At 70.9% G+C, this 25042-nt stretch carries 25 protein-coding genes; 22 read left to right on the forward strand and 3 right to left on the reverse strand.

Going from position 1 to position 25042, the window contains the following annotated elements; genetic code table 11:
* The first annotated feature begins 19 nt into the window (after positions 1–19).
* From TR42_RS05770 to TR42_RS05800, 7 genes are all read left to right on the forward strand, one after another.
* Positions 20–973 (forward strand): FUSC family protein, encoded by a 954-nt coding sequence (locus TR42_RS05770; RefSeq protein ID WP_042213935.1) that lies wholly within the window; start codon positions 20–22, stop codon positions 971–973.
* Complete coding sequence (locus TR42_RS05775) at positions 970–1569, forward strand: GNAT family N-acetyltransferase (protein ID WP_042213937.1); 600 nt, start codon at positions 970–972, stop codon at positions 1567–1569. Before TR42_RS05770 ends, TR42_RS05775 begins: the two co-directional genes overlap by 4 nt.
* A gap of 25 nt (positions 1570–1594) precedes the next feature.
* Positions 1595–2194, forward strand: a complete 600-nt coding sequence (locus tag TR42_RS15165; RefSeq protein ID WP_052405668.1) for a TetR/AcrR family transcriptional regulator — start codon at positions 1595–1597, stop codon at positions 2192–2194.
* 4 nt (positions 2195–2198) lie between these two features.
* Entirely contained in the window at positions 2199–3932 is a 1734-nt protein-coding gene (locus tag TR42_RS05785; protein ID WP_042213938.1) for an ABC transporter ATP-binding protein, read from the forward strand.
* Positions 3929–5926, forward strand: coding sequence for an ABC transporter ATP-binding protein (locus TR42_RS05790; protein WP_081953207.1), 1998 nt, complete (start codon positions 3929–3931; stop codon positions 5924–5926). The genes TR42_RS05785 and TR42_RS05790 overlap by 4 nt, the downstream gene beginning before the upstream one ends.
* A gap of 78 nt (positions 5927–6004) precedes the next feature.
* Positions 6005–6466, forward strand: coding sequence for a GyrI-like domain-containing protein (locus tag TR42_RS05795; RefSeq protein WP_052405670.1), 462 nt, complete (start codon positions 6005–6007; stop codon positions 6464–6466).
* Between the two features lie 56 nt (positions 6467–6522).
* A complete protein-coding gene (locus TR42_RS05800; RefSeq protein WP_052405671.1) occupies positions 6523–8466 on the forward strand; it encodes a beta-galactosidase in 1944 nt (647 codons plus the stop codon).
* Here the strand turns inward: TR42_RS05800 and TR42_RS05805 are convergent.
* The 3 genes from TR42_RS05805 to TR42_RS05815 are packed head-to-tail and all read right to left on the reverse strand — an operon-like array spanning position 8463 to position 10339.
* Positions 8463–9506 (reverse strand): TIGR00341 family protein, encoded by a 1044-nt coding sequence (locus tag TR42_RS05805; RefSeq protein ID WP_201770781.1) that lies wholly within the window; start codon positions 9504–9506, stop codon positions 8463–8465. The genes TR42_RS05800 and TR42_RS05805 overlap by 4 nt on opposite strands.
* Entirely contained in the window at positions 9503–9883 is a 381-nt protein-coding gene (locus TR42_RS05810) for an SHOCT domain-containing protein (RefSeq protein ID WP_042213941.1), read from the reverse strand. Before TR42_RS05810 ends, TR42_RS05805 begins: the two co-directional genes overlap by 4 nt.
* 27 nt (positions 9884–9910) lie before the next feature.
* Positions 9911–10339 carry a DUF6325 family protein gene (locus TR42_RS05815; protein ID WP_042213944.1) on the reverse strand — a complete coding sequence of 143 codons (429 nt, stop codon included), beginning with the start codon at positions 10337–10339 and terminating at the stop codon, positions 9911–9913.
* A 347-nt stretch (positions 10340–10686) separates the two neighbouring features.
* Here TR42_RS05815 and rho point away from each other — a divergent pair, with 347 nt between their 5' ends.
* The 15 genes from rho to atpD all read left to right on the forward strand — a co-directional run bounded on the left by rho (position 10687) and on the right by atpD (position 25040).
* The gene (gene rho / locus TR42_RS05820; protein WP_081953223.1) at positions 10687–12510 is read left to right on the forward strand and encodes a transcription termination factor Rho; all 1824 of its coding nucleotides are present in this window, start codon (positions 10687–10689) and stop codon (positions 12508–12510) included.
* A gap of 186 nt (positions 12511–12696) precedes the next feature.
* Positions 12697–13629, forward strand: a complete 933-nt coding sequence (locus tag TR42_RS05825; RefSeq protein ID WP_042213947.1) for a PDDEXK-like endonuclease domain-containing protein — start codon at positions 12697–12699, stop codon at positions 13627–13629.
* A gap of 183 nt (positions 13630–13812) precedes the next feature.
* Positions 13813–14022, forward strand: a complete 210-nt coding sequence (gene rpmE / locus TR42_RS05830; protein WP_042213950.1) for a 50S ribosomal protein L31 — start codon at positions 13813–13815, stop codon at positions 14020–14022.
* 22 nt (positions 14023–14044) lie between these two features.
* Positions 14045–15127, forward strand: a complete 1083-nt coding sequence (prfA, locus tag TR42_RS05835; protein WP_052405674.1) for a peptide chain release factor 1 — start codon at positions 14045–14047, stop codon at positions 15125–15127.
* Between the two features lie 25 nt (positions 15128–15152).
* Positions 15153–16043 (forward strand): peptide chain release factor N(5)-glutamine methyltransferase, encoded by an 891-nt coding sequence (gene prmC, locus TR42_RS05840; RefSeq protein WP_042213953.1) that lies wholly within the window; start codon positions 15153–15155, stop codon positions 16041–16043.
* Positions 16044–16058: 15 nt separating this feature from the next.
* The gene (locus tag TR42_RS05845; RefSeq protein WP_143058922.1) at positions 16059–16706 is read left to right on the forward strand and encodes an L-threonylcarbamoyladenylate synthase; all 648 of its coding nucleotides are present in this window, start codon (positions 16059–16061) and stop codon (positions 16704–16706) included.
* The gene (locus TR42_RS05850) at positions 16703–17953 is read left to right on the forward strand and encodes an MraY family glycosyltransferase (protein ID WP_074789235.1); all 1251 of its coding nucleotides are present in this window, start codon (positions 16703–16705) and stop codon (positions 17951–17953) included. Before TR42_RS05845 ends, TR42_RS05850 begins: the two co-directional genes overlap by 4 nt.
* Positions 17950–18357 carry a Cg1360 family ATP-synthase-associated protein gene (locus tag TR42_RS05855; protein ID WP_042213957.1) on the forward strand — a complete coding sequence of 136 codons (408 nt, stop codon included), beginning with the start codon at positions 17950–17952 and terminating at the stop codon, positions 18355–18357. Before TR42_RS05850 ends, TR42_RS05855 begins: the two co-directional genes overlap by 4 nt.
* Positions 18358–18519: 162 nt before the next feature.
* Positions 18520–19296 (forward strand): F0F1 ATP synthase subunit A, encoded by a 777-nt coding sequence (gene atpB, locus TR42_RS05860; protein WP_042213960.1) that lies wholly within the window; start codon positions 18520–18522, stop codon positions 19294–19296.
* Positions 19297–19351: 55 nt separating this feature from the next.
* Positions 19352–19579, forward strand: a complete 228-nt coding sequence (locus tag TR42_RS05865) for an ATP synthase F0 subunit C (protein WP_042213963.1) — start codon at positions 19352–19354, stop codon at positions 19577–19579.
* Positions 19579–20148: a F0F1 ATP synthase subunit B gene (locus TR42_RS05870; protein WP_042213965.1), complete on the forward strand. Its 570-nt coding sequence runs from the start codon at positions 19579–19581 to the stop codon at positions 20146–20148. Before TR42_RS05865 ends, TR42_RS05870 begins: the two co-directional genes overlap by 1 nt.
* Positions 20149–20152: 4 nt before the next feature.
* Positions 20153–20965 (forward strand): F0F1 ATP synthase subunit delta, encoded by an 813-nt coding sequence (locus tag TR42_RS05875; protein ID WP_042213967.1) that lies wholly within the window; start codon positions 20153–20155, stop codon positions 20963–20965.
* 47 nt (positions 20966–21012) lie between these two features.
* Positions 21013–22644, forward strand: a complete 1632-nt coding sequence (atpA, locus tag TR42_RS05880) for a F0F1 ATP synthase subunit alpha (protein ID WP_042213969.1) — start codon at positions 21013–21015, stop codon at positions 22642–22644.
* A gap of 3 nt (positions 22645–22647) precedes the next feature.
* Positions 22648–23544, forward strand: a complete 897-nt coding sequence (locus TR42_RS05885) for a F0F1 ATP synthase subunit gamma (RefSeq protein ID WP_042213972.1) — start codon at positions 22648–22650, stop codon at positions 23542–23544.
* A gap of 17 nt (positions 23545–23561) precedes the next feature.
* The gene (gene atpD, locus TR42_RS05890) at positions 23562–25040 is read left to right on the forward strand and encodes a F0F1 ATP synthase subunit beta (protein WP_042213974.1); all 1479 of its coding nucleotides are present in this window, start codon (positions 23562–23564) and stop codon (positions 25038–25040) included.
* Positions 25041–25042 lie beyond the last annotated feature (2 nt).

A 25042-nucleotide genomic window follows, 5' to 3' on the forward strand; every position in this document is an offset into this window, starting at 1 on the left:
GTCGCCCTAGGCTCAGCGCATGACAGCGTCATCGTCCCGCCTGCTCCCGCCCGGACCGGCGCTCCGTCTGGCCGCCGTGCTCATCGTGATCCTGCTGGGCGTCGCGGTGACGGTCGGCCTCGTCCTGGGTCTCGGCGCGGGCGTCGGTGCCGCGCTCGGTGGCCTCATGGTGCTCGTGATGGCGCTCCAGCGCGGTCCGGTGTGGCATCCGGTGGCGTTCGGGCTCGCCGTCGCCGGGCTCGCGGCGGGGGCGACCACGCTCGACGACTCGCCGCTCGGGGTCGGCCTGCTCACGGCCGCGGCGGCGCTCGTCTCGGCTCCCGTGGTGCTGCGCTACGGCCCGGTGGTCGGCATCGCTCCCGTCGTGGTCGCCGCCGCGGGGACGGACGTCGCGACCATCGGTCCAGGCGCGGCGTTCATCGGGGTGGCCGCCGGCGCGGCCGCGCTGCCGGCGATCGCCGCCGCGATGGGGCTCGCGAAGCTCGATCCGACGCCTCTCCCGGCGAGGATCGCGTGGCCGTACGTGGCGGCCCTCGCGCTCGGCGGCGGAGCCGCGATCGGGGTGGCGCGCGCCCTCGACGTCTCCCATGCGATGTGGGTGGTGATCGCGCTCAGCGCGGTGCTCATCCCCGTGCGCGGCGAGACCTCCGCCCGGGCCCGCCGGCGCGTCGTCGGCACCGTGATCGGGACGCTCGCGGGCGCGGTGCTCGCGTCGCTCCTGGTGTCCTGGCTCGCGGGGGCGCTGGCGGTGCTCGCCGCCGTCGTCGGCACCGGTTGGGCGCTCGCGCGCGACGAGGTGCGCGGCGCGGCCTTCACCGCGGCGGCGCTCGTGCTCGTCGCGGGCGTGGCCTCGACGGCGGGCGCCTGGGACGCGGCGGTCCAGCGCGTCGAACTCACGGTCGTCGGCGTCGCGCTCGCGGTGCTGCTCGCGCTCGGGCTCGCGCGGCTCGAGCGGATGGGCGAGCGCCCGTGATCCGTCCCGCGACCGCACGGGACCGCGCCGCGATCGCGCGGATCTGCCTCCTCACCGGGGCGCACGGCGCCGACGCGACCGGCGTCCACGGGGACGATGCGCTCCTCGCCGACGTCTATGCGCTCCCGTACCTCGACGGGCCCGGCGGGTTCGGGCTGGTCTGGGACCAGGGCGACGGTGCGGTCGGCTACGTCCTCGGCACGTCGGACACCGCGTCCTTCCAGCGGTGGTTCAGCGGCGAGTGGTGGCCGCGCGTCGCGCCCACGCACACACGCGTCAACGAGACGGGCGCCGCGCTGGCTGAGGAGGCTGCAGATCCGAGGCGGATGCTCGACGCGGATCTCGGCGCCTATCCCGCGCACCTCCACGTCGATCTGCTGCCCGAGGCGCAGGGCAGGGGAGCCGGGCGCGCGCTGATCGAGGCGGCATGCGCGCTGCTGGCCGAGCGCGGTGTCGCGGGCGTGCACCTGGGCGCCTCGCGCGCCAACGCGGGCGCGCTGGCGTTCTACCCGCGGGTGGGCTTCGCCGAGGTGGGCGGGGACGAGGCGGGGGTCACCTTCGCGCGTCGTCTCGGAGGCGCTCAAGTTGCGGAGTGAGTGCTCACTCACTTAGTGTGAGCCGGTGACCACCAAGGCGCGACGCGCGGCCCCGATGCCTGTCGAGGAGCGGCGCGCGCACATCGTCGACGCCGTGATCCCGCTCATCCTCGAGCGGGGGGTCGAGGTCACCACCCGCGAGATCGCGGAGGCCGCCGGCATCGCCGAGGGCACCGTGTTCCGCGCCTTCGCCGACAAGGAGGCGCTCATCGACGCCGCCATCGTGAAGGTCATGGACCCGTCCGAGATCCTCGCGTTCCTCGAGGACGTCGACCCCACGCTCAGCCTCGAGGCCAAGATCGAGCTCATCGTGAGCGTGCTCCACAGCCGCGTCTCGGGCGTCGTGCGCTTCATGACGGCGCTCGGTCCGCGCGATCACGCCCGGCATGCGGGACCCGAGGGGCACGGCCATCGCAAGCCGCCGCTCGGCGAGGTCACCGGCGTGGTCGAGCGCCTGCTCGAGCCGGACAAGGACCGGATCCGGGTGCCCGTCGCGACAGCCGTCGATTACCTGCGCATCCTGGTGTTCGGCACCACGATGCCGTTCCTCACCACCGGTGGTGCCTCGGATCCGTCCGAGCTCGCCGACTTCATCCTGCGCGGTATCGCCAAGGAAGGGGACTGATCCCATGCTCTGGAGGCTGCTCGTCGCCTCGGTCCGGCCGTACTGGAGGCTCCTCGTCGGGGTGATCGTCTTCCAGTGCGCGCAGGCCATCGTCAACCTGTACCTGCCGACGCTGAACGCCGACATCATCGACAAGGGCGTCGCGACGGGTGACACCGACTACATCTGGCGCATGGGCGGCTGGATGCTGCTCCTCTCGCTCGCGGGCATCGTCTGCACCATCACGGCCGTGTACTTCGGCGCCAAGATCGCGATGCGCGTGGGTGCCGACCTGCGCCGCGACATCTTCGGCAAGGTCGCCTCGTTCTCCGAGGCCGAGGTCCAGCGCTTCGGCGCCCCCTCGCTCATCACCCGCACCAGCAACGACGTCCAGCAGGTCCAGATGCTCGTGCTGATGACCTGCACGCTGCTCATGACCACGCCCTTCACCCTCATCGGCGGCGTGATCCTCGCGATCGAGCAGGATCCGGCCCTCAGCTGGATCATGGCCGTCGCGATCCCGCTGCTGCTCGTCATCGTGCTCCTCATCGTGTGGCGGATGGTGCCGCACTTCCGCCGCATGCAGGTGCGCATCGACGGCATCAACCGCGTGCTCCGAGAGCAGCTCACCGGCATCCGCGTGGTCCGCGCCTTCGTGCGCGAGCCCGTCGAGGAGGCCCGTTTCGCGGATGCCAACGCGCTGGTGACCGAGTCCGCGGTGAAGGCGGGCCGGCTCATGGCCGCGATGTTCCCGCTGGTGCTCCTCGTGGTGAACACGGGATCCGCGGCCGTGATCTGGTTCGGCGGCTACCGCATCGACGCCGGCGACATGCAGGTCGGCGCGCTCACCGCGTTCCTCAGCTACCTCATCCAGATCCTCTTCTCGGTCCTCATGGCGACCTTCCTCTTCGTGCTCGTGCCGCGCGCCGCCGTCTCGGCGGACCGCATCGGCGCGGTGCTCGACACCGACAGCTCGGTGCGCGAGGACGATGCGGCGGTCGAGGTGCCCCGCACCGGCGAGGTGGTCTTCGACAAGGTGACCTTCACGTACCCGGGTGCGGAGCAGCCGGTGCTCGCGGACATCTCGTTCACCGCGCGTCGCGGCACCACGACCGCGATCATCGGCTCGACGGGCGCGGGCAAGACCACGCTCATCAGCCTCATCCCGCGCCTGCACGACGCGACGTCCGGCACGGTCAGCGTGGGCGGCGTCGACGTCCGCGAGGCGCAGCTCGAGTCCCTGTGGGCGCGCATCGGCCTGGTCCCCCAGCGTCCGTACCTGTTCGCCGGCACCGTCGGCAGCAACCTCCGCTACGGGCGCGAGGAGGCGACCGACGAGGAGCTGTGGGACGCGCTCGCGATCGCGCAGGGCGAGGACTTCGTGCGCGCGATGCCCGAGACCCTCGACAGCCCCATCGCGCAGGGCGGCACCACCGTGTCGGGCGGTCAGCGCCAGCGTCTCAGCATCGCCCGCGCGCTCGTCCGCCAGCCGGACGTGCTGATCTTCGACGACTCGTTCTCGGCGCTCGACACCGCGACCGACGCGCGGCTGCGCGCCGCGCTCGACCGTGAGGTGACCGACGCGACGGTCATCGTCGTCGCGCAGCGCGTCTCGAGCATCGTCGACGCGGACCAGATCCTCGTGATGGAGGACGGGCGCATCGTCGACCGCGGCACGCACAGCGAGCTGCTGCAGACCTCGCCGACCTACCAGGAGATCGTCAGTACCCAGCTGCGAGCCGAGGAGGTGGCCGGATGAGCGACAACGTCACCGAGGAGAAGCAGGACGCGCCCCGTCCCCCTCAGCAGCGCCAGCACGGCCCGGGCGGCCCCGGCATGGGCGCGCCGACCGAGAAGGCCGGCAACTTCAAGGAGTCGGGCAAGCGCCTGGTCGGGCTGCTCACGCCCGAGCTCGCGCTCGTCGCCGTGGTCATCGTGCTCGGCATCGGCTCCGTCACCCTGTCGGTGGTGGGCCCCAAGATCCTGGGCAACGCCACCACCGTGATCTTCGAGGGCTTCCTCGCGGGCGGGGTCGACTTCCCCCGGCTCCACGAGATCCTCCTCCAGGTGGTCCTCATCTACATCGGATCGGCGATCCTGGGCCTCCTGCAGGGCTTCATCCTCAACGGGGTGACCCAGCGCACGGTCTACCGGCTGCGCCAGAGCGTCGAGGACAAGATCCACCGCCTGCCGCTCAGCTACTTCGACCGCCACCAGCGCGGCGACCTGCTCAGCCGCGTCACCAACGACATCGACAACATCTCGCAGACGCTGCAGCAGACGCTGAGCCAGATCTTCACGTCCGTGCTCACCGTGATCGGCATCCTCATCATGATGTTCTCGATCTCGTGGGAGCTCGCGCTGGTCGCGCTCGTGTCGATCCCGCTCACCGCGATCGTGGTCGCTCAGATCGCCAAGCGCTCGCAGCCCAAGTTCGTGGCCCAGTGGAAGCACACGGGCGACCTCAACTCGCAGATCGAGGAGGGCTACACCGGTCACGCGCTGGTGAAGGTCTTCGGTCGCGGGAAGCAGTCGCGCGAGGAGTTCGCGGCCAAGAACGAGGAGCTCTACGAGGCGAGCTTCGGCGCGCAGTTCATCTCCGGCATCATCATGCCGTCCGCGATGTTCATCGGGAACCTCGTCTACGTCGCGATCGCCGTGGTCGGCGGGCTGCGCGTCGCGAGCGGCACCATGACGCTCGGCGACGTCCAGGCCTTCATCCAGTACTCGCGCCAGTTCCAGCAGCCCGTGAGCCAGCTCGGCTCGATGGCCAACCTGCTGCAGTCGGGCGTGGCCAGCGCCGAGCGTGTGTTCGAGCTGCTCGACGCCGAGGAGCAGGGCGCGGACCCCGAGCCCGCCGAGAGCCCCACGGACGACCATGGGCGGCTCGTGTTCGAGGACGTGTCCTTCCGGTACGTCGAGGACAAGCCGCTCATCGACAACCTCGACCTCGTGGTCGAGCCGGGCCGCACGGTCGCGATCGTCGGCCCCACGGGCGCGGGCAAGACCACGCTGGTCAACCTGGTGATGCGCTTCTACGAGCTCAGCGGCGGGCGCATCACGCTCGACGGCACCGACACCGCGGCCATGACCCGCGCGGACCTGCGGGCGAGGACCGGCATGGTGCTGCAGGACACGTGGCTGTTCGGCGGCACCATCCGCGACAACATCGCGTACGGGCGCACCGACGCCACGGAGGAGGAGATCCTCGCCGCCGCGAAGGCCGCGTACGTCGACCGCTTCGTGCACTCGCTGCCCGACGGCTACGACACGGTCCTCGACGACGACGCGACCAACCTCTCCGCCGGCGAGCGGCAGCTCGTCACCATCGCCCGCGCGTTCGTCGCGCAGCCGCAGGTGCTCATCCTCGACGAGGCGACCTCCTCGGTCGACACCCGCACCGAGCTGCTGGTGCAGCGCGCGATGGCCAAGCTCCGCCAGGACCGCACCGCCTTCGTGATCGCCCACCGCCTGTCGACCATCCGCGACGCGGACCTCATCCTCGTGATGGAGAACGGGTCGATCGTCGAGCAGGGGAACCACGCGCAGCTCCTCGAGGCCAAGGGCGCGTACGCGCGGCTCTACGAGGCGCAGTTCGCGGCGCCCCTCGAGGAGGTCGAGCCCCCCATCGACCCGGTGGACCCCGCGACGGGCGAGCTCGCGACGGTCTTCGACGACCCGTCGGTCCCGCATCCTGGCGCCCCGCCGCACCGCGGCGAGGAGCTGGACGATGCGGAGGTCGACCGGATCTGACGCGCGCCTCCCGCCCCGCCGCCGTACCGTGGTGGGGCGGGTACGGACCGCCGTGGGCCGCCCGCGAGGGAGGCGATCATGGAGGTCGAGATCGTGGCGGTCGACCCGATGCCGGTGGCATCCGCGACCCGCCGGACGCCCATGGAGGAGATCGGTCCGGCCATGGCGGAGGGCTTCGGCGCCGTCATGACGGCGATCGACGGCGCGGGGCTCACCCCCGCCGGTCCGCCGCTCACGTGGTACCCCGAGTCGATGATCGAGGGCGAGCCGCTGCTCATGGTCGTCGCGGTGCCGATCGCGCCGGGGGTGGAGTCCCTCGACGGCGCGGACGTGCAGGTGCTGCCGGGCGGACGGGTCGCGACGGGGACCCATATGGGCCCGTACGCGGGTCTGGGCGCGGCCTACTCGCAGCTGATGGCGGCGATCGACGAGCGCGGTCTCGAGGTGACCGGCGGACCCCGCGAGATCTACCTCGACGACCCCGACACCACCCCCGAGCCGGAGCTGCGCACGCGCATCGAGTTCCCCGTCGCGGGGTGATCAGGGCCGGGACCGCGGGCGCGCGGTCCCGGTCGCGGCGCCCCTACGATGCTGGGATGACCGACGACGCTCTCAAGTCCCCCTCCGGCATGTCCGCCCTCTGGTACGGCGGCGACTACAACCCCGAGCAGTGGCCGCGCGAGGTCTGGGACGACGACATGCGGCTCATGCGCCGCGCGGGCGTGACGGTGGCGACGGTCGGCGTGTTCTCGTGGGCGCGGCTCGAGCCGCGCGAGGGCGAGTACGACTTCGCGTGGCTCGACGAGCTCATGGACCTGCTGCACGCCAACGGGGTGCGCGCGGACCTCGCGACCGCGACCGCGTCGCCGCCCAAGTGGCTCGTCGACAAGCACCCGGAGATCCTGCCCGTGACGCAGGACGGCACCGTGCTGAGCTTCGGCGGCCGCCAGCACTACCGGCCGTCCTCGGCCGCGTACCGCACGCACGCGACGCGCCTGGTGCGCGCCATGGCCGAGCGCTACGGCGACCACCCCGCACTCGAGGCGTGGCACGTCAACAACGAGTACGGCTGCCACGTCTCGCGCGACTACTCCGACGAGGCGGCCGTGGGCTTCCGCGTCTGGCTGCGCGAGCGCTACGGTGACATCGACGCGCTCAACGAGGCGTGGGGGACCGCCTTCTGGTCGCAGCGGTACACGGAGTTCGCCCAGGTGGACCCGCCGCGCGTGACGCCCGCGGGCACCAACCCGACGCAGACGCTCGACTTCGACCGCTACAGCTCGGACGAGCTCCGCGCATGCCTGCGCGCCGAGATCGCCGTCCTGCGCGAGGTCACGCCCGGCATCCCGATCACCACCAACTTCATGGGCCTGTTCAAGAACATCGACTACTGGACGTGGGCGGACGACCTCGACTTCATCTCCGACGACCTCTACCCCGACCCCGAGGACCCCGACTCGCCCATGACGGCGGCGATGGCGCGCGACCTCATGCGCTCGCTCGGCGGCGGCGCCCCGTGGATGCTGATGGAGCAGGCGACCAGCGCGGTCAACTGGCGCGAGTTCAACGCGCCCAAGCCCGCGGGCATGCATCGTCTGCTGTCGCTGCAGTGCGTCGCGCGCGGCGCGGACGGGATCATGCAGTTCCAGTGGCGCCAGTCCAAGGCGGGCTCGGAGAAGTTCCACGCCGCGATGGTCCCGCACGCGGGCGAGGACTCGCGGATCTACCGCGACACCGAGGCGCTGGGCGCCGAGCTCGCGTCGCTCGCGGACCTCCGCGGGACGCGATGCGAGGCCCGGGTCGCGATGGTGATGGACTGGCCGTCGTGGTGGGCGCTCGAGCAGGGGTCGATGCCGTCGACGCTGTCCTACCTCGACCAGCTCACCCGCTGGTACCGCGAGCTGTGGAGCCGCGGCGTGCTCGTGGACTTCGTGCCGGCCTCCGGGGACCTCGACGGCTACGACGTCGTCATCGCCGCCGGCGCGCTGGCGTTGGACGATGCGGCGCTCGAGAACCTCGCGACGGTGCCCGAGCGCGGCGGCAGGCTCGTGGTCGGCTACCAGACCGCGGTGCTCGACGAGAGGGCGCACGCGCGCCTCGACGGCTACCTCGGTGCGCTGCAGGGCGCGCTGGGCGTCCGCGTCGAGGAGCTGTGGCCGCTGCGCGCCGGACGCATCGACGGCCTCGCCGGGGGAGCGGTGACCGAGTGGGGCGAGATCGTGCGCACAGTCGACGCCGAGGCGCTCGCGACCTTCGTCGGATCCGACGACCTCGACGGGCTGCCCGCGATCACGCGCAAGGCGAGCGGCGACGGCGCGGCGTACTACGTCGCGACGGCGCCCGCCGCCCTGGGCGACCTCGTCGAGCACGTGCTCGCCGAGGCGGACGTCGACTTCGCGCGGCTGCCCGCGGGCGTCGAGGTGGTGACGCGCGGCGACCGGACGTTCGTGCTCAACCACGCCACCGCATCGTGCACGGTCGCGGTCGACGGCCGCGCGGTGGAGGTGGGTCCGCGGGACGCGGCGATCCTGCGCCGCTAGCCCGTGGGCGCCTCGAGGTGCTCGGAGTCGAAGCCGTACGCGGGGATGAACTCGAGGTCGATGAGCGAGACGTCCAGCCCGTCGTCCTCCATCGCCTGGTAGACCGCGGCGACGTCGGGCAGGGGCGGCTCGCCCTTGACGATCACGAGGATCCGGCTCGACTCGCGCGGGTCGATCGACACGATCTCCCACCGGCTGCCCTCGGTCGCGTCCTGGACGAAGGACGTGACCTGCGCCATGCGCACGCGATCGTCGATGGTCTTGAGCGACGAGTAGGTGAGCGGGACCGACACGACGAGCAGCAGGATCAGGGTGGTGAGGTACGAGCGGGCGCGCCGGCGGCGCTCGGCCTCCTTGTCCTCCGCCTGCTCGATGCGGAGTCGCGCGTAGCCGTAGATCGCCATGACGACGGCCCCGGTGGCGAGGATCGCGGCGACGTTGGTGGTGAAGAGCAGCATCGCGCCCGCCGCCTGCGCCCAGTGCCCCGACTCGAGCGTGAGACCCACCACCGCCAGCGGCGGCACCAGGGAGATCGCGATCGCGACCCCGGGCAGCGCGTCCGAGATGTCGGACCGCAGCAGCGCCACGGAGCCGACGACGCCGGTGGCGAGGGCCGCGAGCAGATCGACGAACTTCGGGGAGACGCGGCCCGCGATCTGCGCGTTGGTGCTCGCGGACATGTCCTGGATCAGCACGAGACCGAACAGCAGGCCGATGCCGATCACGGCGGCGACGCCCGCGAGCATGATGAGCACGGACCGGATGAGGTTGCGCCGGTCGCCGAGGACGGTCGAGAGCATCGTGCCCTGGATGGGCCGCATGAGCGGGGCGACGATCATCGCGCCGATCACCGTCGCCGTGGAGTCCGCGACCACGCCGGCCGTGGCGATGATCGAGGCCAGGATCAGCAGCAGCCAGAAGCGGGTGTGCTGCGCACGCACGCGCTCGCCGTCGAAGAGCACGGCCTCCCGCATGTAGTCGACGGTGTTGAGCTTCGCGCCGTGCCGAGACTCCCGCGGCGCCGACGCCGGGGTGCTCACCCGAGCAGCTTCGCCTTGGCCGCCGCGAACTCCGCGTCGGACAGCACCCCCGCGTCCTTCATCTGCGCGAGCTGGCCCAGCTTCGCCATGAGGTCGTCGCCGCCGGCTGCCGCCGCCGTCACCTGCGGGGCCGGCTGAGCCTGCTGCAGCTGCGCGAGCTCCGCCTGCATCGCGGCCATCTGCGCCTGCGACTGCTGCTGCTGGTACACCTGCTGCTGCGCCTCGAACTCGGCCGCCTGCGCCTGCTGGTCCTTCGCCGCCCACTTCCGGTTCTGGCGGCGCGCCATGTTGCCGCCCACCGCCTGCGCGGTGCCGCTGATGACCGCCGTGCGTGCCATCGTCCCGATGAGACCCGGCCTGCCTACCCTGCGCACCATCGTGCTCTCCTTCTCGTCAGACCTGCGTCAGGCCTCGGCGCCCACGGCGTCGAGGACCTCCTGGACCACCGTGCCCGGCACGCGGACCGTGTCGAGCAGCTCGCCTCCGTTGGCGGCGATCGCATCGCGCAGCGGCACCACCCACGAGTGCTCGAAGCACAGGATCGCGGCCGTCCCGCCCGGGGGGAGCGCCTCGACCACGATCTCGGCGTCCTCGTCGCTGAGGAGCCCGTCCATGCGGGCGAGCAGGCCGCTCAGCGCCGTCACGTCGGGGTCGTCGGTGACCTCTGACAGCTCGATGATCTCGACGTTCTCGTCCGTGTCCTTGCGCACGATCACGGCATCGACGAGCGAGATGGTGCCGGTCTCGACGAGCCGCGTGAGCTCCGGGAGGATGCTGCCGTCGAACCTGTCCTCGGGGAACGCGATGGTGACGATCTCGACTGGTCCGATCACGGCGCTGCTCCTTGGGTCGCGGGACGTCCGGAACGCGAGGAATGCGTCCCTTTCGGCAGGCTAGGCCCCAGGGCGGCGCCCGGCAACAGGAGCGGCGACACCCGGGCTCATCAGGGGTGATTGTGTCGCGAGCAGGCGCGATGGTAGCCTGGTCCCGCTTCCACCGGAAGGCGCACGTCGCCCCGGGGAGCGCAATCCACGTTGCAGGCGTCTGACGATGATGTCTTGGTCAGCCGTACCCACGTGGATGATCTCGCACTTCTGGAGCCACAGGGGCTCGTGCGACGAAGGGAATTTACGTGACAGACACGACCGTGGCGCCCGACCAGACCGCCACCCTCACCGCGATGAAGCTTCCCCAGCTCCAGGCGCTCGCCGCCGAGCTCGGAGTCTCGGGAACCGCGCGGATGCGCAAGAAGGACCTGGTCGAGGCCATCAAGAACGGCGGCGTCGTGCCCGCCAAGGAGAAGCCGGCGAAGGCCGCTCCCCGCACGTCGAAGAGCACCACGGACGCCGAGGCGGAGGCGCCTCAGCAGGACGCGCCCGCGTCCGAGGCGCCCAAGGCGCAGCGCCCCGCGCGCTCGCGCCGCGCCTCGTCCCCGCAGTCCTCGCCGCAGTCGGCCGAGACGCGCACCGACGAGCCCGCCGCCGACGAGGACGCGGAGACCCGCGCCCGTCGCGCCAAGGAGGCCGTCGCGCTCGATCTCGCCCGCGGCACCGAGCGCGGCGGCGAGCGCCCCGCGCAGCGCGAGGGCGAGGACGACCGCGCCCGCCGCGCGAAGGAGGCCGTGAGCCTCGACCTTCCCCGCGGCGAGCGCGAGCAGGAGGACGGCGAGCAGCAGGGCGGCGAGCGCCGCCAGCAGGGCCAGCGCCCCCAGCAGCAGGCCCAGGACGACGACGAGCGCGGCGGTCGCCGTCGCCGCGGTCGCGGTCGCGGTCGTGGCCGCGGTCGCGAGCGCGAGGGCGTCGAGGGCGCGGCCCCGGCTCCGGCCCCGCAGCACGACGAGGACGACATCCGTGACGACGAGGAGCTGACCCCCGTCGGCGGCATCGTCGACATCCTCGACAACTACGCGTTCATCCGCACCACCGGCTACCTGCCGGGCAAGTCGGACGTGTACGTGTCGATGAACCAGATCAAGAAGTACGGCCTGCGCAAGGGCGACGCCATCACCGGCACCGTGCGCCCGCCCCGCCCGGGCGAGCGCGGCCAGCGCCAGAAGTTCAACGCGCTCGCGGACGTCGACAAGGTCAACGGCCTCTCGACCGAGGAGGCGCAGGGCCGCCCCGCCTTCGGCGACCTCACGCCGCTGTACCCGCAGCAGCGCCTGCACCTCGAGACCGAGCCGCGCAACATGACCAACCGCGTGATCGACCTCGTGGCGCCCATCGGCAAGGGCCAGCGCGGCCTCATCGTCTCGCCGCCGAAGGCCGGCAAGACCCTGGTGCTGCAGTCGATCGCCAACGCGATCGTCACCAACAACCCCGAGGTCCACCTCATGGTCGTGCTCGTCGACGAGCGCCCCGAGGAGGTCACCGACATGCAGCGCACGGTCAAGGGCGAGGTCATCGCCTCGACCTTCGACCGCCCCGCCGACGACCACACGACGGTCGCGGAGCTCGCGATCGAGCGCGCCAAGCGCCTCGTCGAAATGGGCCACGACGTCGTCGTGCTCCTCGACTCGATCACGCGCCTGGGCCGCGCCTACAACATCTCCGCGCCGGCCTCGGGCCGCATCCTCTCGGGCGGCGTCGACTCGTCGGCGCTGTACCCGCCCAAGCGCTTCTTCGGCGCCGCGCGCAACATCGAGAACGGCGGCTCGCTCACCATCCTCGCGACCGCGCTGGTGGAGACCGGCTCGAAGGCCGACGAGGTGATCTTCGAGGAGTTCAAGGGCACCGGCAACATGGAGCTCAAGCTCTCGCGCACGCTCGCCGACCGCCGCATCTTCCCGGCCGTCGACGTCAACGCGTCGGGCACGCGCCGTGAGGAGATCCTCATGAGCCAGGAGGAGCTCAAGATCATGTGGAAGCTGCGTCGCGTGCTCACCGCGCTCGAGCAGCAGCAGGCGATCGAGCTGCTCCTGGGCCGCCTCAAGGAGAACAAGACCAACGCCGAGTTCCTCATGCAGGTCGCCAAGACCACGCCGGGGATGGACGAGGAGAAGTAGCCCTTCCGCGTCTCTCCTGCTTCCGCTCTGGCAGCCTCTGAGTGCTGAGATTCTGCCGATTCGCAGCACTCAGAGGCTGCCAGGGCGCTATCGGGTGCGTCTCCACACCCGATCGGCCCGGCACCTCCATCCACAGCCGTGCCGCCCAGGGATGCGGCGGGCGCGTGCGGGCGGTCGGATGCGCGCATGCGTCTGCTCGCCGGCATCACCGACCTCGATCGACCTCTGACCAGCTTCCTCGGCGCGAACGCGCACGCCTTCACCCGAGCCGAGCTGCTCGGTCCCTGGACCCGTCACGCGCTCGACGCCGCGGTGCGTGCCGGGACGGTGGCGCGGGTGCTGCCCGGCGTGTACTGCGGTGCCGCTCATCGCGACTCGCCGTCGACGAGAGGCGAGGCGCTCAACCTGTGGGCGCCGCGGACGCTCGTCACGGGAGCTCTGGCGCTCCACCTCTGCACCCCCGCTCTCGCCGCTCCGCGCGTGGCGGACCTCGCCGCTCGCAACGGGGATCGGCTGCACCCGCCAGCATGGGTGCGCGTGCATCAGGCGGGGGTGCCGCTCGTGTCGTCGTGCCTCGGAGGCGTCAATTGCGTCACCCCCGAGCGCGCGTTGCTCGACGCCTGGAGGTATGCGCCGGAGCACGAGCGTCGCAACCTCCTGTGGGAGGCGCTGTGGGCGCGAGCGTGCACGTGGCGACAGGTCGAGCGCGAGCTGGAGCGCGCTCCCAGGGTGGCGGGCCGCCGAGATCTCGAGCGCGTGCTGGGCTGGTTCGCCGAGGGCGCGACCACGCCGCTCGAGGTCCTTGCGAAGCACGAGGTGTTCACGGGCGCACGCTTCGACGCGTTCGAGCGGCAGGTCGATCTGGTGCTCCCGTCGCGACGGGCGACCGTCGACATGCTCCACCGGCGCGCGAGGGTGGTCGTGGAGCTGGACGGTGACGCCTACCACTCGACCCGGAAGGCGCGTGACGAGGATCGCAACCGGCAGACCGATCTGGTGGCGGCAGGCTACGCGGTGGTGCGGTTCGGCTGGCGGGACGTCGTGGACCGGCCCGAATGGTGCCGCGAGCGGCTCCTCACCGTCGTCGCGGGCAGGCTCACGCGCCCTGGCAGTCGATGACAGCCGGGAATCCGTGGAATCCCACCACTCCACGGCTGCCAGCGCGCGGGAGGGGGAGCGGCCGGGCCCGCTTGACAGGCATGGCAGAATAGTGCGTTGGCCCCGTCTGCTGACGGGACTCATGGTCGCCGGTTCACCGTCGTGAGATACGCGTCGGACCCGGTGGCGAACCTAAGGGAGATCATGAAGAAGGACATCCACCCCGAGTACGTGGCCACCACTGTCACGTGCACCTGCGGTAACACGTTCGAGACCAAGTCCACCGTGAAGTCCGGCGCGATCAGCGTCGAGGTCTGCTCGGCCTGCCACCCGTTCTACACGGGCAAGCAGAAGATCATGGACACCGGTGGTCGCGTGGCGCGCTTCGAGCGCCGCTACGGCAACAAGAAGTAACCCGCTTCACCCGCGCGACGACGTGGCCGAAGCCTTCGCAGCCGTCCAGCCGATGCTGGACGAGTACGCCGACATCGAGCAGCAGCTCGCCGACCCTGCCGTTCACGCGGACGGTGGTCGCGCACGCACGCTCGGGCGTCGCTTCGCGGAGCTCGGCCGCGTCGTCGCCGCGCATCGTGCCTGGACCAGCGCCCAGGACGATCTCGAGGCCGCGCGCGAGCTCGCGGACCTCGACCCCGAGATGGCCGAGGAGATCCCGGCCCTCGAGACCGCCGCGGAGGACGCGACCGAGCACCTGCGACGCATCCTCATCCCGCGCGACCCCGACGACGCGCGCGACGTGATCCTCGAGATCAAGTCCGGCGAGGGCGGCGAGGAATCCGCGCTGTTCGCGGGCGACCTGCTGAAGATGTACCTCAAGTTCGCGGAGTCCAAGGGCTGGAAGGCCGAGGTGCTCGAGGCCGTCCACACCGACATGGGCGGGTACAAGGACGTCTCCGTCGCCGTCAAGGCGCGCGGCTCCGTCGAGCCCGAGGACGGCGTCTGGGCCCAGCTGAAGTACGAGGGCGGCGTGCACCGCGTTCAGCGCGTGCCGGCCACCGAGTCGCAGGGCCGCATCCACACCTCCGCCGCGGGCGTGCTGGTCTACCCGGAGGTCGAGGAGGTCTCCGAGGTCGAGATCGACATGAACGAGGTGCGCGTCGACGTGTACCGCTCGTCGGGCCCCGGCGGCCAGTCGGTCAACACCACGGACTCGGCGGTGCGCCTCACGCACCTGCCCACCGGCATCGTCGTGAGCTGCCAGAACGAGAAGAGCCAGCTCCAGAACAAGGAGTCCGCGCTGCGCATCCTGCGCGCGCGCCTGCTCGCCGCGCAGAAGGAGGCCGCCGAGGCCGAGGCCCAGGACATGCGCAAGTCGCAGATCCGCACGGTCGACCGCTCGGAGCGCATCCGCACGTACAACTTCCCGGAGAACCGCATCGCGGATCACCGCACCGGCTACAAGGCCTACAACCTCGACCAGGTGCTCCAGGGCGACCTGCAGCCGGTCATCCAGTCGGCGATCGACGCGGACGAGGCGGCACGCCTGTCCGCAGCCGACTGAGCCCCGGAAGCCGTAGACTCCGACCGTGCCCACCGTAGGCGCGCGCCTGCGCGACACCACCCGACGCCTCGCCGATGCCGGCGTCCCCTCGCCCCGCCACGACGCGATCGTGCTCATCGCGCACACGCTCGGGCTCGAGCCCAGCTACATCCGCACCGCGGCCGCGCGTGACGACGAGTGGCCCGACGGCGCCGACCTCGACCTGCTCGAGGCGCGCGTCACGCGGCGTGTCGACCGCGAGCCGCTCCAGCACATCACCGGCAAGGCCTACTTCCGCTCGCTCGAGCTCCAGGTCGGGCCGGGCGTGTTCATCCCGCGCCCCGAGACCGAGGTTGTGGCCGGCGTCGCCATGGCCGCAGCCCGCGAGGCGCTCGAGATGCGCGGCACGGTCCGCGTGACGGACCTGTGCGCGGGCTCCGGCGCGATCGGCATCTCCATCGCGACGGAGATCCCCGAGGCGCACGTCTCCATGGTCGAGGCCTCCGAGGAGGCGCTCGTCTATCTCCGGCTCAACGCCCGCGCGCAGCCGGCGGACGTCCGCACCCGGCTGCGCTCCGTCTACGGCGACGCCCGCAACTGCCTGCGGCAGTTCGACGAGTGCGCCGATGTGGTGGTGACCAACCCTCCGTATGTGCCCACCGCCGCCGTCCCGCGCGACCCCGAGGTCGCGCAGCACGATCCGCCCCAGGCGCTGTACGGCCTGGGCGACGACGGCCTGGATGTGCCGCGCGCGATCCTCGACGAGGCGCAGCGCCTGCTGCGCGTCGGCGGCACCGTCGTGATGGAGCACGGCGACGAGCAGGGACCCGCCCTGCGCGCGTACGCGGAGTCCTCCGAGTGGTGGGGAGACGTCCGCACGCTCACCGATCTCACGGGACGCGACCGCATGCTCGTCGCGACCCGCGTGGGCGTCTGAGAGACTGACGGCGTGATCCTGCCCGTCCACGACCCCGCCGCCTGGGGGCCGTCGCTCGACGCCGCCGTCGACGCCGTCAACCGCGGCGCCGTCATCGTCCTGCCCACCGACACCGTCTACGGCGTCGGCGCCGACGCCTTCAGCCCGCCCGCCGTCGCCGGCCTGCTCGCGGTCAAGGGCCGCGGACGTCAGATGCCGCCGCCCGTGCTCATCCCCGACGTGCGCACCGTCGACGGCCTCGCCCGCGAGGTCCCCGACGCCGCGCGCGCCCTCATGGAGGCGTGCTGGCCCGGCGCCCTCACCGTCATCGTCAACGCCCAGCTCTCGCTCGCGTGGGACCTCGGCGACACGCACGGGACGGTCGCGCTCCGCGTGCCCGACCACCCCGCCGCCCTCGCGCTGCTGTCGCGCACGGGACCGCTCGCGGTCACGAGCGCGAACCGCACCGGGGAGCCCGCCGCCACCACGGCGGCCGATGCGGAGTCGCAGCTGGGCGAGTCAGTCGCCGTCTACCTCGACGCGGGGGACAGCCCGCTCGGCGTCGCCTCCACCATCGTCGACGCGACGGGGGAGCACCTGCGCATCGTGCGCCAGGGCGGGATCTCCCGCGCCCGCATCGTCGAGATCGTGGGGGAGGACGCCGTCGCAGGTGACGACGGGTGAAGGTCTACCTGACCCTCATGGCGATCGCGGCCCTGGTCGCCTACGTCGCCACCCCCGCGATGCGCCACCTCGCCTTCCGCGTCGGCGCGATCACCGCCGTGCGCGCGCGTGACGTCCACACCACCCCGATCCCGCGCCTCGGAGGCGTCGCGATCTTCCTCGGGCTCGCGGTCGCGGGCGTCGTGGCATCCGCCGTGCCCTTCCTCTTCCCCGTCTTCGAGGCGGGCCGCGAGGCCTGGGCGGTGCTCGGCGGCGCCGCCATCGTCTGCGCGCTCGGCATGGTGGACGACATCTGGGACCTCGACTGGATGGCGAAGCTCGCCGGGCAGTTCCTCGCCGGGGTCGTGGTCGCCTCGGGCGGCGTGCAGCTGGTGACCGTGCCGATCGGCGGCGTCACCATCGGCAGCTCGTACGTCTCTCTCATCGCGACAGTGTTCGTGGTGGTGATCGCGATGAACGCCGTCAACTTCGTCGACGGGCTCGACGGCCTCGCCGCCGGGATGATCGCGATCGGCGGCATGGCGTTCTTCACGTACACGTATCTGCTCGCACGCTCGGCATCCCCGGGCGACTACTCGTCCCTCGCGACCATCGTGGTCGCGCTGCTCGTGGGCGCATGCCTGGGCTTCCTTCCGCACAACGTCCATCCGGCGCGCATCTTCATGGGCGACTCGGGGTCGATGGTGCTGGGCCTCATGCTCGCCGCCGCCGCGATCATCGTCACCGGGCAGATCGACCCCGCCGTGATCTCCGAGCGCGAGTCCATCCCGGCGTTCATCCCGATCCTGCTGCCGATCATGGTGCTCGCGGTGCCGCTGGTGGACATGACCGCCGCCGTCATCAGGCGCGGGCTGCGCGGCTCGTCGCCGTTCTCGCCCGACAAGCACCACCTCCACCACCTGCTGCTGCGCCGCGGGCACTCCCACCGGTGGGCCGTGACCGTCCTCTACATCTGGACCGCGGTGCTGTCCTTCGGCACCGTGTCGGTCGTGTTCCTCAGCCCGGCGGGCGCGATCGCGTTCACGGCCGTCGGCGTCGCCGCGGCCGCCGCGATCACGTTCTCGCCCAGGCTCGCCCGGTTCTTCTCGCGTCAGTGGCGACGGCTGGGCCACGCGCTCTTCGCGCTCCAGCGCGTCACGCCCGAGGGCCGCCACCCCGCCTCCGCCCGGCACGATGCCGCGCCCGCGGCCGCGCACGGCCTCACCGGCGCATCGTCCGTCCCCAGCGCTCCCGAGGAGGAGAAGTGACCCCAGAGGAAGCCGTCTACCGGCAGGCGATCCGCCTGACGATCGTCGTGCTCGCCGCGATCGCCGTGGTCGGCGCCGCGATCGCGTGGGTGGTCGTGGGCCCCGCGGGCGCGGTGGCCGCGCTGGTCGGCGCCGTCGTCGCGGCGATCGGCGCGATCCCGACGCAGGTGTCGATGCTCGTCGGTCACCGCAAGCCGCCGCACGTGATGGCGGGCATCGTCGCCTTCTCGTGGCTCGGCAAGATGGCGGTCATCATCGTCGCGCTGCTGGTGCTCGGACAGGTCGAATCGTTCCATCGCGCCTCGTTCGCGGCGACCGCGATGACCGGGATCGTGGCGTCGCTCGTGGTCGATGTGCTGACGCTCCGCAAAGCACGCATTCCGTACGTCGAGCCGGGTCCTTAGTCCCGCTGATCATGGGCTAGGCTTTGGGCCAGTCAACGGCGTCGGACGATGGTCCGCGCCCAAGAAGCCATTCGCACAGGAGACTTCGTGGGGAACCTACTGGCAGCGGTTGTCAGCGCTGAAGCCGCCGACTCGGGAGAGTCGAAGAGCTACTTCGAGCAGATGTTCAGCTCGGACGGCTTCCATGCCCCGTCGATCACCGACTTCTTCCCGCCCGCCATCTTCGGCGACGGCACCATCTTCGAGTTCAACCGGATCATGATGGTCCGCCTCATCGCGGCCATCGCCCTGATCGTGGTCTTCGCGATCGTGGCGAACCGCGCGAAGGTGGTCCCGGGACGCTTCCAGGCCTCGATCGAGTTCCTGCTCGACTTCGTCAAGGACCAGATCGTCGAGCCCGTCATGGGTCACGAGGGCAAGCGCTTCCTCCCGATCCTCACGACGATCTTCCTCGCGATCGTGTTCTTCAACATCACGGGCGTGATCCCGTTCCTCAACATCGCGAGCACCTCGCTCATCGGCCTGCCGATCATCATGGCGCTGTGGGTCTACGTGCTGTACCTGGTCCACGGCGTGAAGAAGCACGGACTGGGCGGATACCTCAAGAACTCGCTGTTCCCCCCGGGCGTGCCGAAGGCGATCTACCTGCTCCTTACCCCGATCGAGTTCCTCCAGGTCTTCATCCTGCGTCCGGCGACGCTCGCGCTGCGACTCGCGGCGAACATGATCGCCGGCCACCTGCTCCTGGTCCTGTGCTTCTCGGCCACGCAGTACTTCTTCTTCGCCGCCTCCGGCGCGATGAAGGCGACCGGCGCGGTGACCTTCGCCGCGGGCTTCGCCTTCACCCTGTTCGAGATCTTCGTCGCCCTGCTTCAGGCGTACGTCTTCACCATGCTCGCGGCCGTGTACCTCAACATGGCGCTCGAGGAAGAGCACTAAAACCAAGCCTGCGTGGTCGGAAGCCCCGGCCTCGTCACAACGGAAGGAAACACAAGTGGACGTCACCACTCTTGCCGCCGTCGAGGGCAACCTCGCGACCATCGGTTACGGCCTCGCGGCGATCGGCCCCGGCATCGGTCTGGGCATCCTGATCGGCAAGACCATCGAGGGCATGGCTCGCCAGCCTGAGGTCGCCGGCCAGCTCCGTGCCACGATGTTCATCGGTGTCGCGTTCGTCGAGGTGCTCGCGCTGCTCGGCCTGGTCACCGGCTTCATCTTCTGATGATGCTCGCCCAGACTCTGCTTCTCGCGGAGGAGGCGCACGCCACCGAGGTGGAGGGTGCGGACCTGATCCTGCCCGCGCCGTACGACCTGCTGTGGTCGATCGTGATCTTCACGATCATCGCGGTGGTGTTCACGCGGGTGATCCTCCCCAAGCTGCAGACGGTGCTCGACGAGCGCGCCGAGCTCATCCAGGGCGGCATCGAGAAGGCGGAGAAGGCTCAGGCCGAGGCCGCCGCCGCTCTCGAGGAGTACACGGCTCAGCTCACCGAGGCCCGTGCCGAGGCCGCGCGCATCCGTGAGGACGCGCGCGTCGAGGCCGCCCAGATCCTGGCCGACGCCCGTCGTCGCGCCGGGACCGACGCGGAGCGCATCGTCGAGACGGCCCAGCGCCAGATCGACGCCGAGCGCCACCAGGCGGTCGTCTCGCTGCGCACGGAGGTCGGTTCGCTGGCCACCGAGCTCGCGTCGCGCATCGTGGGCGAGTCGCTCGCCGACGACGCTCGTCAGCAGCGCGTGATCGACAGCTTCCTCGACGACCTCGAGTCGACGGTCAAGGCGGAGGGCTGATCGCATGCGTGGAACGAGCCAGGTGTCGCGTGACGCGGTGCTGCGTGAGCTCGCCCCGATGATGGCGGCGAACCGCAAGGACGGCATCGTCCTCGCGGAGCAGCTCTTCGCGGCGGTCGACGTGCTCGACGCGTCGGCCTCGCTCCGCCGTGCGCTGACGGACCCGGCGCGGTCGTCCGAGGCGAAGGGCGCGCTCGCGCGTCAGCTCTTCGGCGCGTACGACCCCCGCGTGGTGGACGCCCTCGCGGCGTTCTGCGGCGCGCGGTGGTCGGACGAGGACGACCTCTCCGACGCGATCGACGATGCGGGCGAGCGTGCGATCTTCGCGTACGCCCACGATGCGGGCACCCTCGACGACGTCGAGGAGCAGCTGTTCCGCGTGGAGCGGGCGATCGCGGGCGACCGCGAGCTGCTCACCGCGCTGGGCAACCGCTCCGCGACCAAGGAGGCCCGTCTCGCGCTGCTCGAGGGCGTGCTCGGGGGCAAGCTGCTCCCGACCACCGAGGCGCTGCTGCGTCGCGTGGTGGGGGTGCCCCGCGGGCACCGCCTGCTGCCGGCGATCGAGCGTCTGCTCGAGGCCGCCGCGGAGCACCGCGACAAGGTCCTCGCCCACGTCACGGCCGCCGTCGAGCTCAGCGCGGCGCAGCGCACGCGGCTCGCGGCGCTGCTGACCGAGGCGTACGGCCGCGAGGTCACGATCAACGTCGCCGTGGACCCCGAGGTCCTGGGCGGCATCCGAGTCCAGGTCGGGCACGAGGTGGTGGACGGCACCGTCCTGTCCCGGCTCGACGAAGCACGACGACGACTTGTCGGTTGAACCGACGCACCACCGGCCGCCCCGGCGGCACTGACAGGAGAGATGGCATGGCAGAGTTGACGATCAGCCCCGACGAGATCCGGGCTGCACTCGACAGCTACGTGAAGTCCTACGAGCCGAAGGGCGCCGTGGTCGACGAGGTCGGCCGCGTGACGCTTGCGGCCGACGGCATCGCGCAGGTCGAGGGGCTCCCGGGCTGCATGGCCAACGAGCTGCTGCGCTTCGAGGACGGCACGCTCGGCCTCGCGCTCAACCTCGACGTCCGCGAGATCGGCGTCGTGGTGCTCGGTGAGTTCACCGGCATCGAGGAGGGCCAGACGGTCCAGCGCACGGGCGAGGTCCTCTCGGTCGCGGTGGGCGACGGCTACCTGGGTCGCGTCGTCGACCCGCTGGGCAACCCGATCGACGGCCTCGGCGACATCGAGACCGAGGCGCGTCGCGCCCTCGAGCTCCAGGCGCCCGGCGTCATGCAGCGCAAGTCGGTGCACGAGCCCCTGCAGACCGGTCTCAAGGCGATCGACGCCATGATCCCGATCGGCCGCGGCCAGCGCCAGCTGATCATCGGCGACCGCCAGACCGGCAAGACCGCGATCGCGATCGACACGATCATCAACCAGAAGGCGAACTGGGAGACCGGCGACCCGACCAAGCAGGTCCGCTGCATCTACGTCGCCATCGGCCAGAAGGGCTCGACCATCGCCTCCGTGCGTGGCGCCCTCGAGGAGGCCGGCGCGCTCGAGTACACGACCATCGTCGCGGCCCCCGCGTCCGACCCGGCCGGCTTCAAGTACCTCGCGCCCTACACCGGCTCGGCCATCGGCCAGCACTGGATGTACGACGGCAAGCACGTCCTCATCATCTTCGACGACCTGTCGAAGCAGGCCGAGGCCTACCGTGCCGTGTCGCTGCTGCTGCGCCGCCCGCCGGGCCGCGAGGCGTACCCCGGCGACGTCTTCTACCTGCACTCCCGCCTGCTCGAGCGTTGCGCGAAGCTGTCGGATGAGATGGGCGCGGGCTCGATGACGGGTCTCCCGGTCATCGAGACCAAGGCCAACGACGTCTCGGCATACATTCCGACCAACGTCATCTCGATCACCGACGGCCAGATCTTCCTCCAGTCGGACCTGTTCAACGCCAACCAGCGTCCCGCCGTGGACGTCGGCATCTCGGTCTCCCGCGTGGGTGGCTCGGCGCAGGTCAAGGCCATGAAGAAGGTCTCCGGCACGCTCAAGCTCGAGCTCGCGCAGTACCGCTCGCTCGAGGCCTTCGCGATGTTCGCGTCGGACCTCGACGCGGCCTCGCGCCAGCAGCTGACCCGTGGCGCGCGCCTCATGGAGCTGCTCAAGCAGCCCCAGTACTCGCCGTTCCCGGTCGAGGAGCAGGTCGTGTCCGTGTGGGCCGGCACCAAGGGCAAGCTCGACAAGATCGCCGTGGGCGACGTCCTGCGCTTCGAGCGCGAGCTGCTCGACCACCTGCGTCGCAACACCTCGATCCTCGACGACATCGCCTCGACGGGCCAGCTCTCGGACGACAACGAGTCCGCGCTGCACACGCACGTCGACGACTTCGTCTCGACCTTCCTCGAGGGCGAGGGCGTCGCCCTCACCACCGACTCGACGGTCGACGACGGCGAGGGCGTGGCGGTCGAGCAGGAGCGCATCGTCGCGGAGAAGAAGTAACCGATGGCCGGACAGCAGCGCGTCTATCGGCAGAGGATCAGGGCGACCAGCTCGCTCAAGAAGATCTTCCGCGCGATGGAGCTCATCGCGGCCTCGCGTATCGGGAAGGCCCGCCTCCGTGTGGAGCAGGCCACCCCGTACGCGCGGGCCATCACGCGCTCGATCAGCGCGGTGGCGGCGCACTCGAGCGTCGACCACCCGCTGACGACGCCGCGGACGGACACCGGCCGTGCGGCCGTGCTGGTCATCAGCGCGGACCGCGGCATGGCGGGCGCCTACTCGGCGAACGTCATCCGTGAGGCCGAGCGCCTTCGCGGCCGCCTCCAGGCGGACGGCAAGGAGATCGTGCAGTTCGCCGCCGGTCGCCGTGCGGTCTCGTACTACTCGTTCCGTCGGCGCGAGATCGCGGGCCAGTGGACCGGCGCGTCGGACGCCCCGGACCGCGAGACCGCCCGGGAGATGGCCAAGGCGCTGTTCGAGCGCTTCCAGGCGTCCAAGGAGGACGGCGGCGTCGATGAGATCTACATCGTCGGCACCCGCTTCGTCTCCATGGTGACCCAGCAGGCGATGGTCCTGCGGCTGCTGCCGCTGGAGATCGTCGAGGGCGTCGAGGAGACCGAGGAGGGCGAGATCGAGCCGCTGTACGACTTCGAGCCGTCGCCCGAGCTGGTGCTCGACGCGCTGCTGCCGCGCTACATCGAGTCGCGCATCTTCAGCAGCCTCCTGCACTGCGCGGCCTCCGAGCTCGCGAGCCGCCAGCGCGCGATGAACACCGCCACCTCGAACGCCGAGGACATCATCCGCAACTACACCCGACTCGCCAACCAGGCGCGTCAGGCCGAGATCACCCAGGAAATCAGCGAGATCGTCTCGGGCGCCGATGCGCTCGCGGCCTCGTGACCGGAAGCGAGACTTCAATGACCACCACCGCAGAGACCACCCCGGCCAACGCCGCGGACGCGCCCGTCGTCGGTCGCGTGTCGCGCGTCGTCGGCCCGGTCGTCGACATCGAGTTCCCGGCCGACGCCATCCCCGACATCTACAACGCGCTCACGGTCGACATCGACCTGTCCGCGCAGGGCGAGGACGAGGGCGTGCTGCACATGACCCTCGAGGTCGCGCAGCACCTGGGCGACAACATGGTGCGCGCCATCGCGCTGAAGCCCACGGACGGCCTCGTCCGCGGCGCCGAGGTCACCGACACCGGCGCGCCGATCTCGGTGCCCGTCGGCGACGTCACCAAGGGCCACGTGTTCAACGTGACCGGCGAGGTCCTCAACGCCAAGGAGGGGGAGAAGGTCGAGGTCACCGAGACCTGGCCCATCCACCGCAAGGCGCCGGCCTTCGACCAGCTCGAGTCCAAGACCCAGATGTTCGAGACCGGCATCAAGGTCATCGATCTCCTCACCCCGTACGTGCAGGGTGGAAAGATCGGCCTCTTCGGTGGTGCGGGCGTCGGCAAGACCGTCCTCATCCAGGAGATGATCTACCGCGTCGCCAACAACCACAACGGTGTGTCGGTGTTCGCGGGCGTCGGTGAGCGCACCCGTGAGGGCAACGACCTCATCGAGGAGATGACCGAGTCGGGCGTCATCAAGCAGACGGCCCTGGTCTTCGGCCAGATGGACGAGCCGCCGGGCACGCGTCTCCGCGTCGCCCTGTCGGCGCTGACCATGGCGGAGTACTTCCGCGACGTCCAGAAGCAGGACGTGCTGCTGTTCATCGACAACATCTTCCGCTTCACGCAGGCGGGCTCCGAGGTGTCGACGCTGCTCGGCCGCATGCCCTCCGCAGTGGGCTACCAGCCCAACCTGGCGGACGAGATGGGTCAGCTCCAGGAGCGCATCACCTCGACCCGTGGCCACTCGATCACCTCGCTGCAGGCGATCTACGTGCCCGCGGACGACTACACCGACCCGGCGCCGGCGACCACGTTCGCGCACCTCGACGCGACCACCGAGCTGTCGCGTGAGATCGCGTCGCGCGGTCTTTACCCGGCGGTGGACCCGCTGACGTCGACCTCGCGCATCCTCGACCCGCGCTACGTGGGCCGCGACCACTACGAGACCGCCAACGCCGTGAAGTCGATCCTCCAGCGCAACAAGGAGCTGCAGGACATCATCGCGATCCTCGGTGTGGACGAGCTCTCCGAGGAGGACAAGATCATCGTCGCGCGTGCGCGCAAGATCCAGCAGTTCCTCTCGCAGAACACGTACATGGCGACCCAGTTCACCGGTGTCGAGGGCTCCACGGTCCCGCTGACCGAGACCGTCGAGGCCTTCTCGGGCCTGGTCAACGGCAAGTACGACCACATCTCGGAGCAGGCGTTCTTCAACATCGGCGGCCTCGAGGACCTCGAGCGCAACTGGGCCCGCATCCAGAAGGAGATCGGCTGATC

This window comes from Demequina mangrovi (genome assembly GCF_000759715.1).
In the GTDB taxonomy this organism is placed as follows: Bacteria; Actinomycetota; Actinomycetes; order Actinomycetales; family Demequinaceae; genus Demequina; species Demequina mangrovi.

Bases quoted from the DNA above. Each gene is read 5' to 3' on its own strand.
- TR42_RS05770 (WP_042213935.1), top strand. From the start codon at position 20: ATGACAGCGTCATCGTCCCGCCTGCTCCCGCCCGGACCGGCGCTCCGT.
- TR42_RS05785 (WP_042213938.1), top strand. From the start codon at position 2,199: ATGCTCTGGAGGCTGCTCGTCGCCTCGGTCCGGCCGTACTGGAGGCTC.
- TR42_RS05790 (WP_081953207.1), top strand. From the start codon at position 3,929: ATGAGCGACAACGTCACCGAGGAGAAGCAGGACGCGCCCCGTCCCCCT.
- TR42_RS05795 (WP_052405670.1), top strand. From the start codon at position 6,005: ATGGAGGTCGAGATCGTGGCGGTCGACCCGATGCCGGTGGCATCCGCG.
- TR42_RS05800 (WP_052405671.1), top strand. From the start codon at position 6,523: ATGACCGACGACGCTCTCAAGTCCCCCTCCGGCATGTCCGCCCTCTGG.
- TR42_RS05810 (WP_042213941.1), bottom strand. From the start codon at position 9,883: ATGGTGCGCAGGGTAGGCAGGCCGGGTCTCATCGGGACGATGGCACGC.
- rho (WP_081953223.1), top strand. From the start codon at position 10,687: ATGAAGCTTCCCCAGCTCCAGGCGCTCGCCGCCGAGCTCGGAGTCTCG.
- TR42_RS05825 (WP_042213947.1), top strand. From the start codon at position 12,697: ATGCGTCTGCTCGCCGGCATCACCGACCTCGATCGACCTCTGACCAGC.
- rpmE (WP_042213950.1), top strand. From the start codon at position 13,813: ATGAAGAAGGACATCCACCCCGAGTACGTGGCCACCACTGTCACGTGC.
- atpB (WP_042213960.1), top strand. From the start codon at position 18,520: ATGTTCAGCTCGGACGGCTTCCATGCCCCGTCGATCACCGACTTCTTC.
- TR42_RS05870 (WP_042213965.1), top strand. From the start codon at position 19,579: ATGATGCTCGCCCAGACTCTGCTTCTCGCGGAGGAGGCGCACGCCACC.
- TR42_RS05875 (WP_042213967.1), top strand. From the start codon at position 20,153: ATGCGTGGAACGAGCCAGGTGTCGCGTGACGCGGTGCTGCGTGAGCTC.
- atpA (WP_042213969.1), top strand. From the start codon at position 21,013: ATGGCAGAGTTGACGATCAGCCCCGACGAGATCCGGGCTGCACTCGAC.
- TR42_RS05885 (WP_042213972.1), top strand. From the start codon at position 22,648: ATGGCCGGACAGCAGCGCGTCTATCGGCAGAGGATCAGGGCGACCAGC.
- atpD (WP_042213974.1), top strand. From the start codon at position 23,562: ATGACCACCACCGCAGAGACCACCCCGGCCAACGCCGCGGACGCGCCC.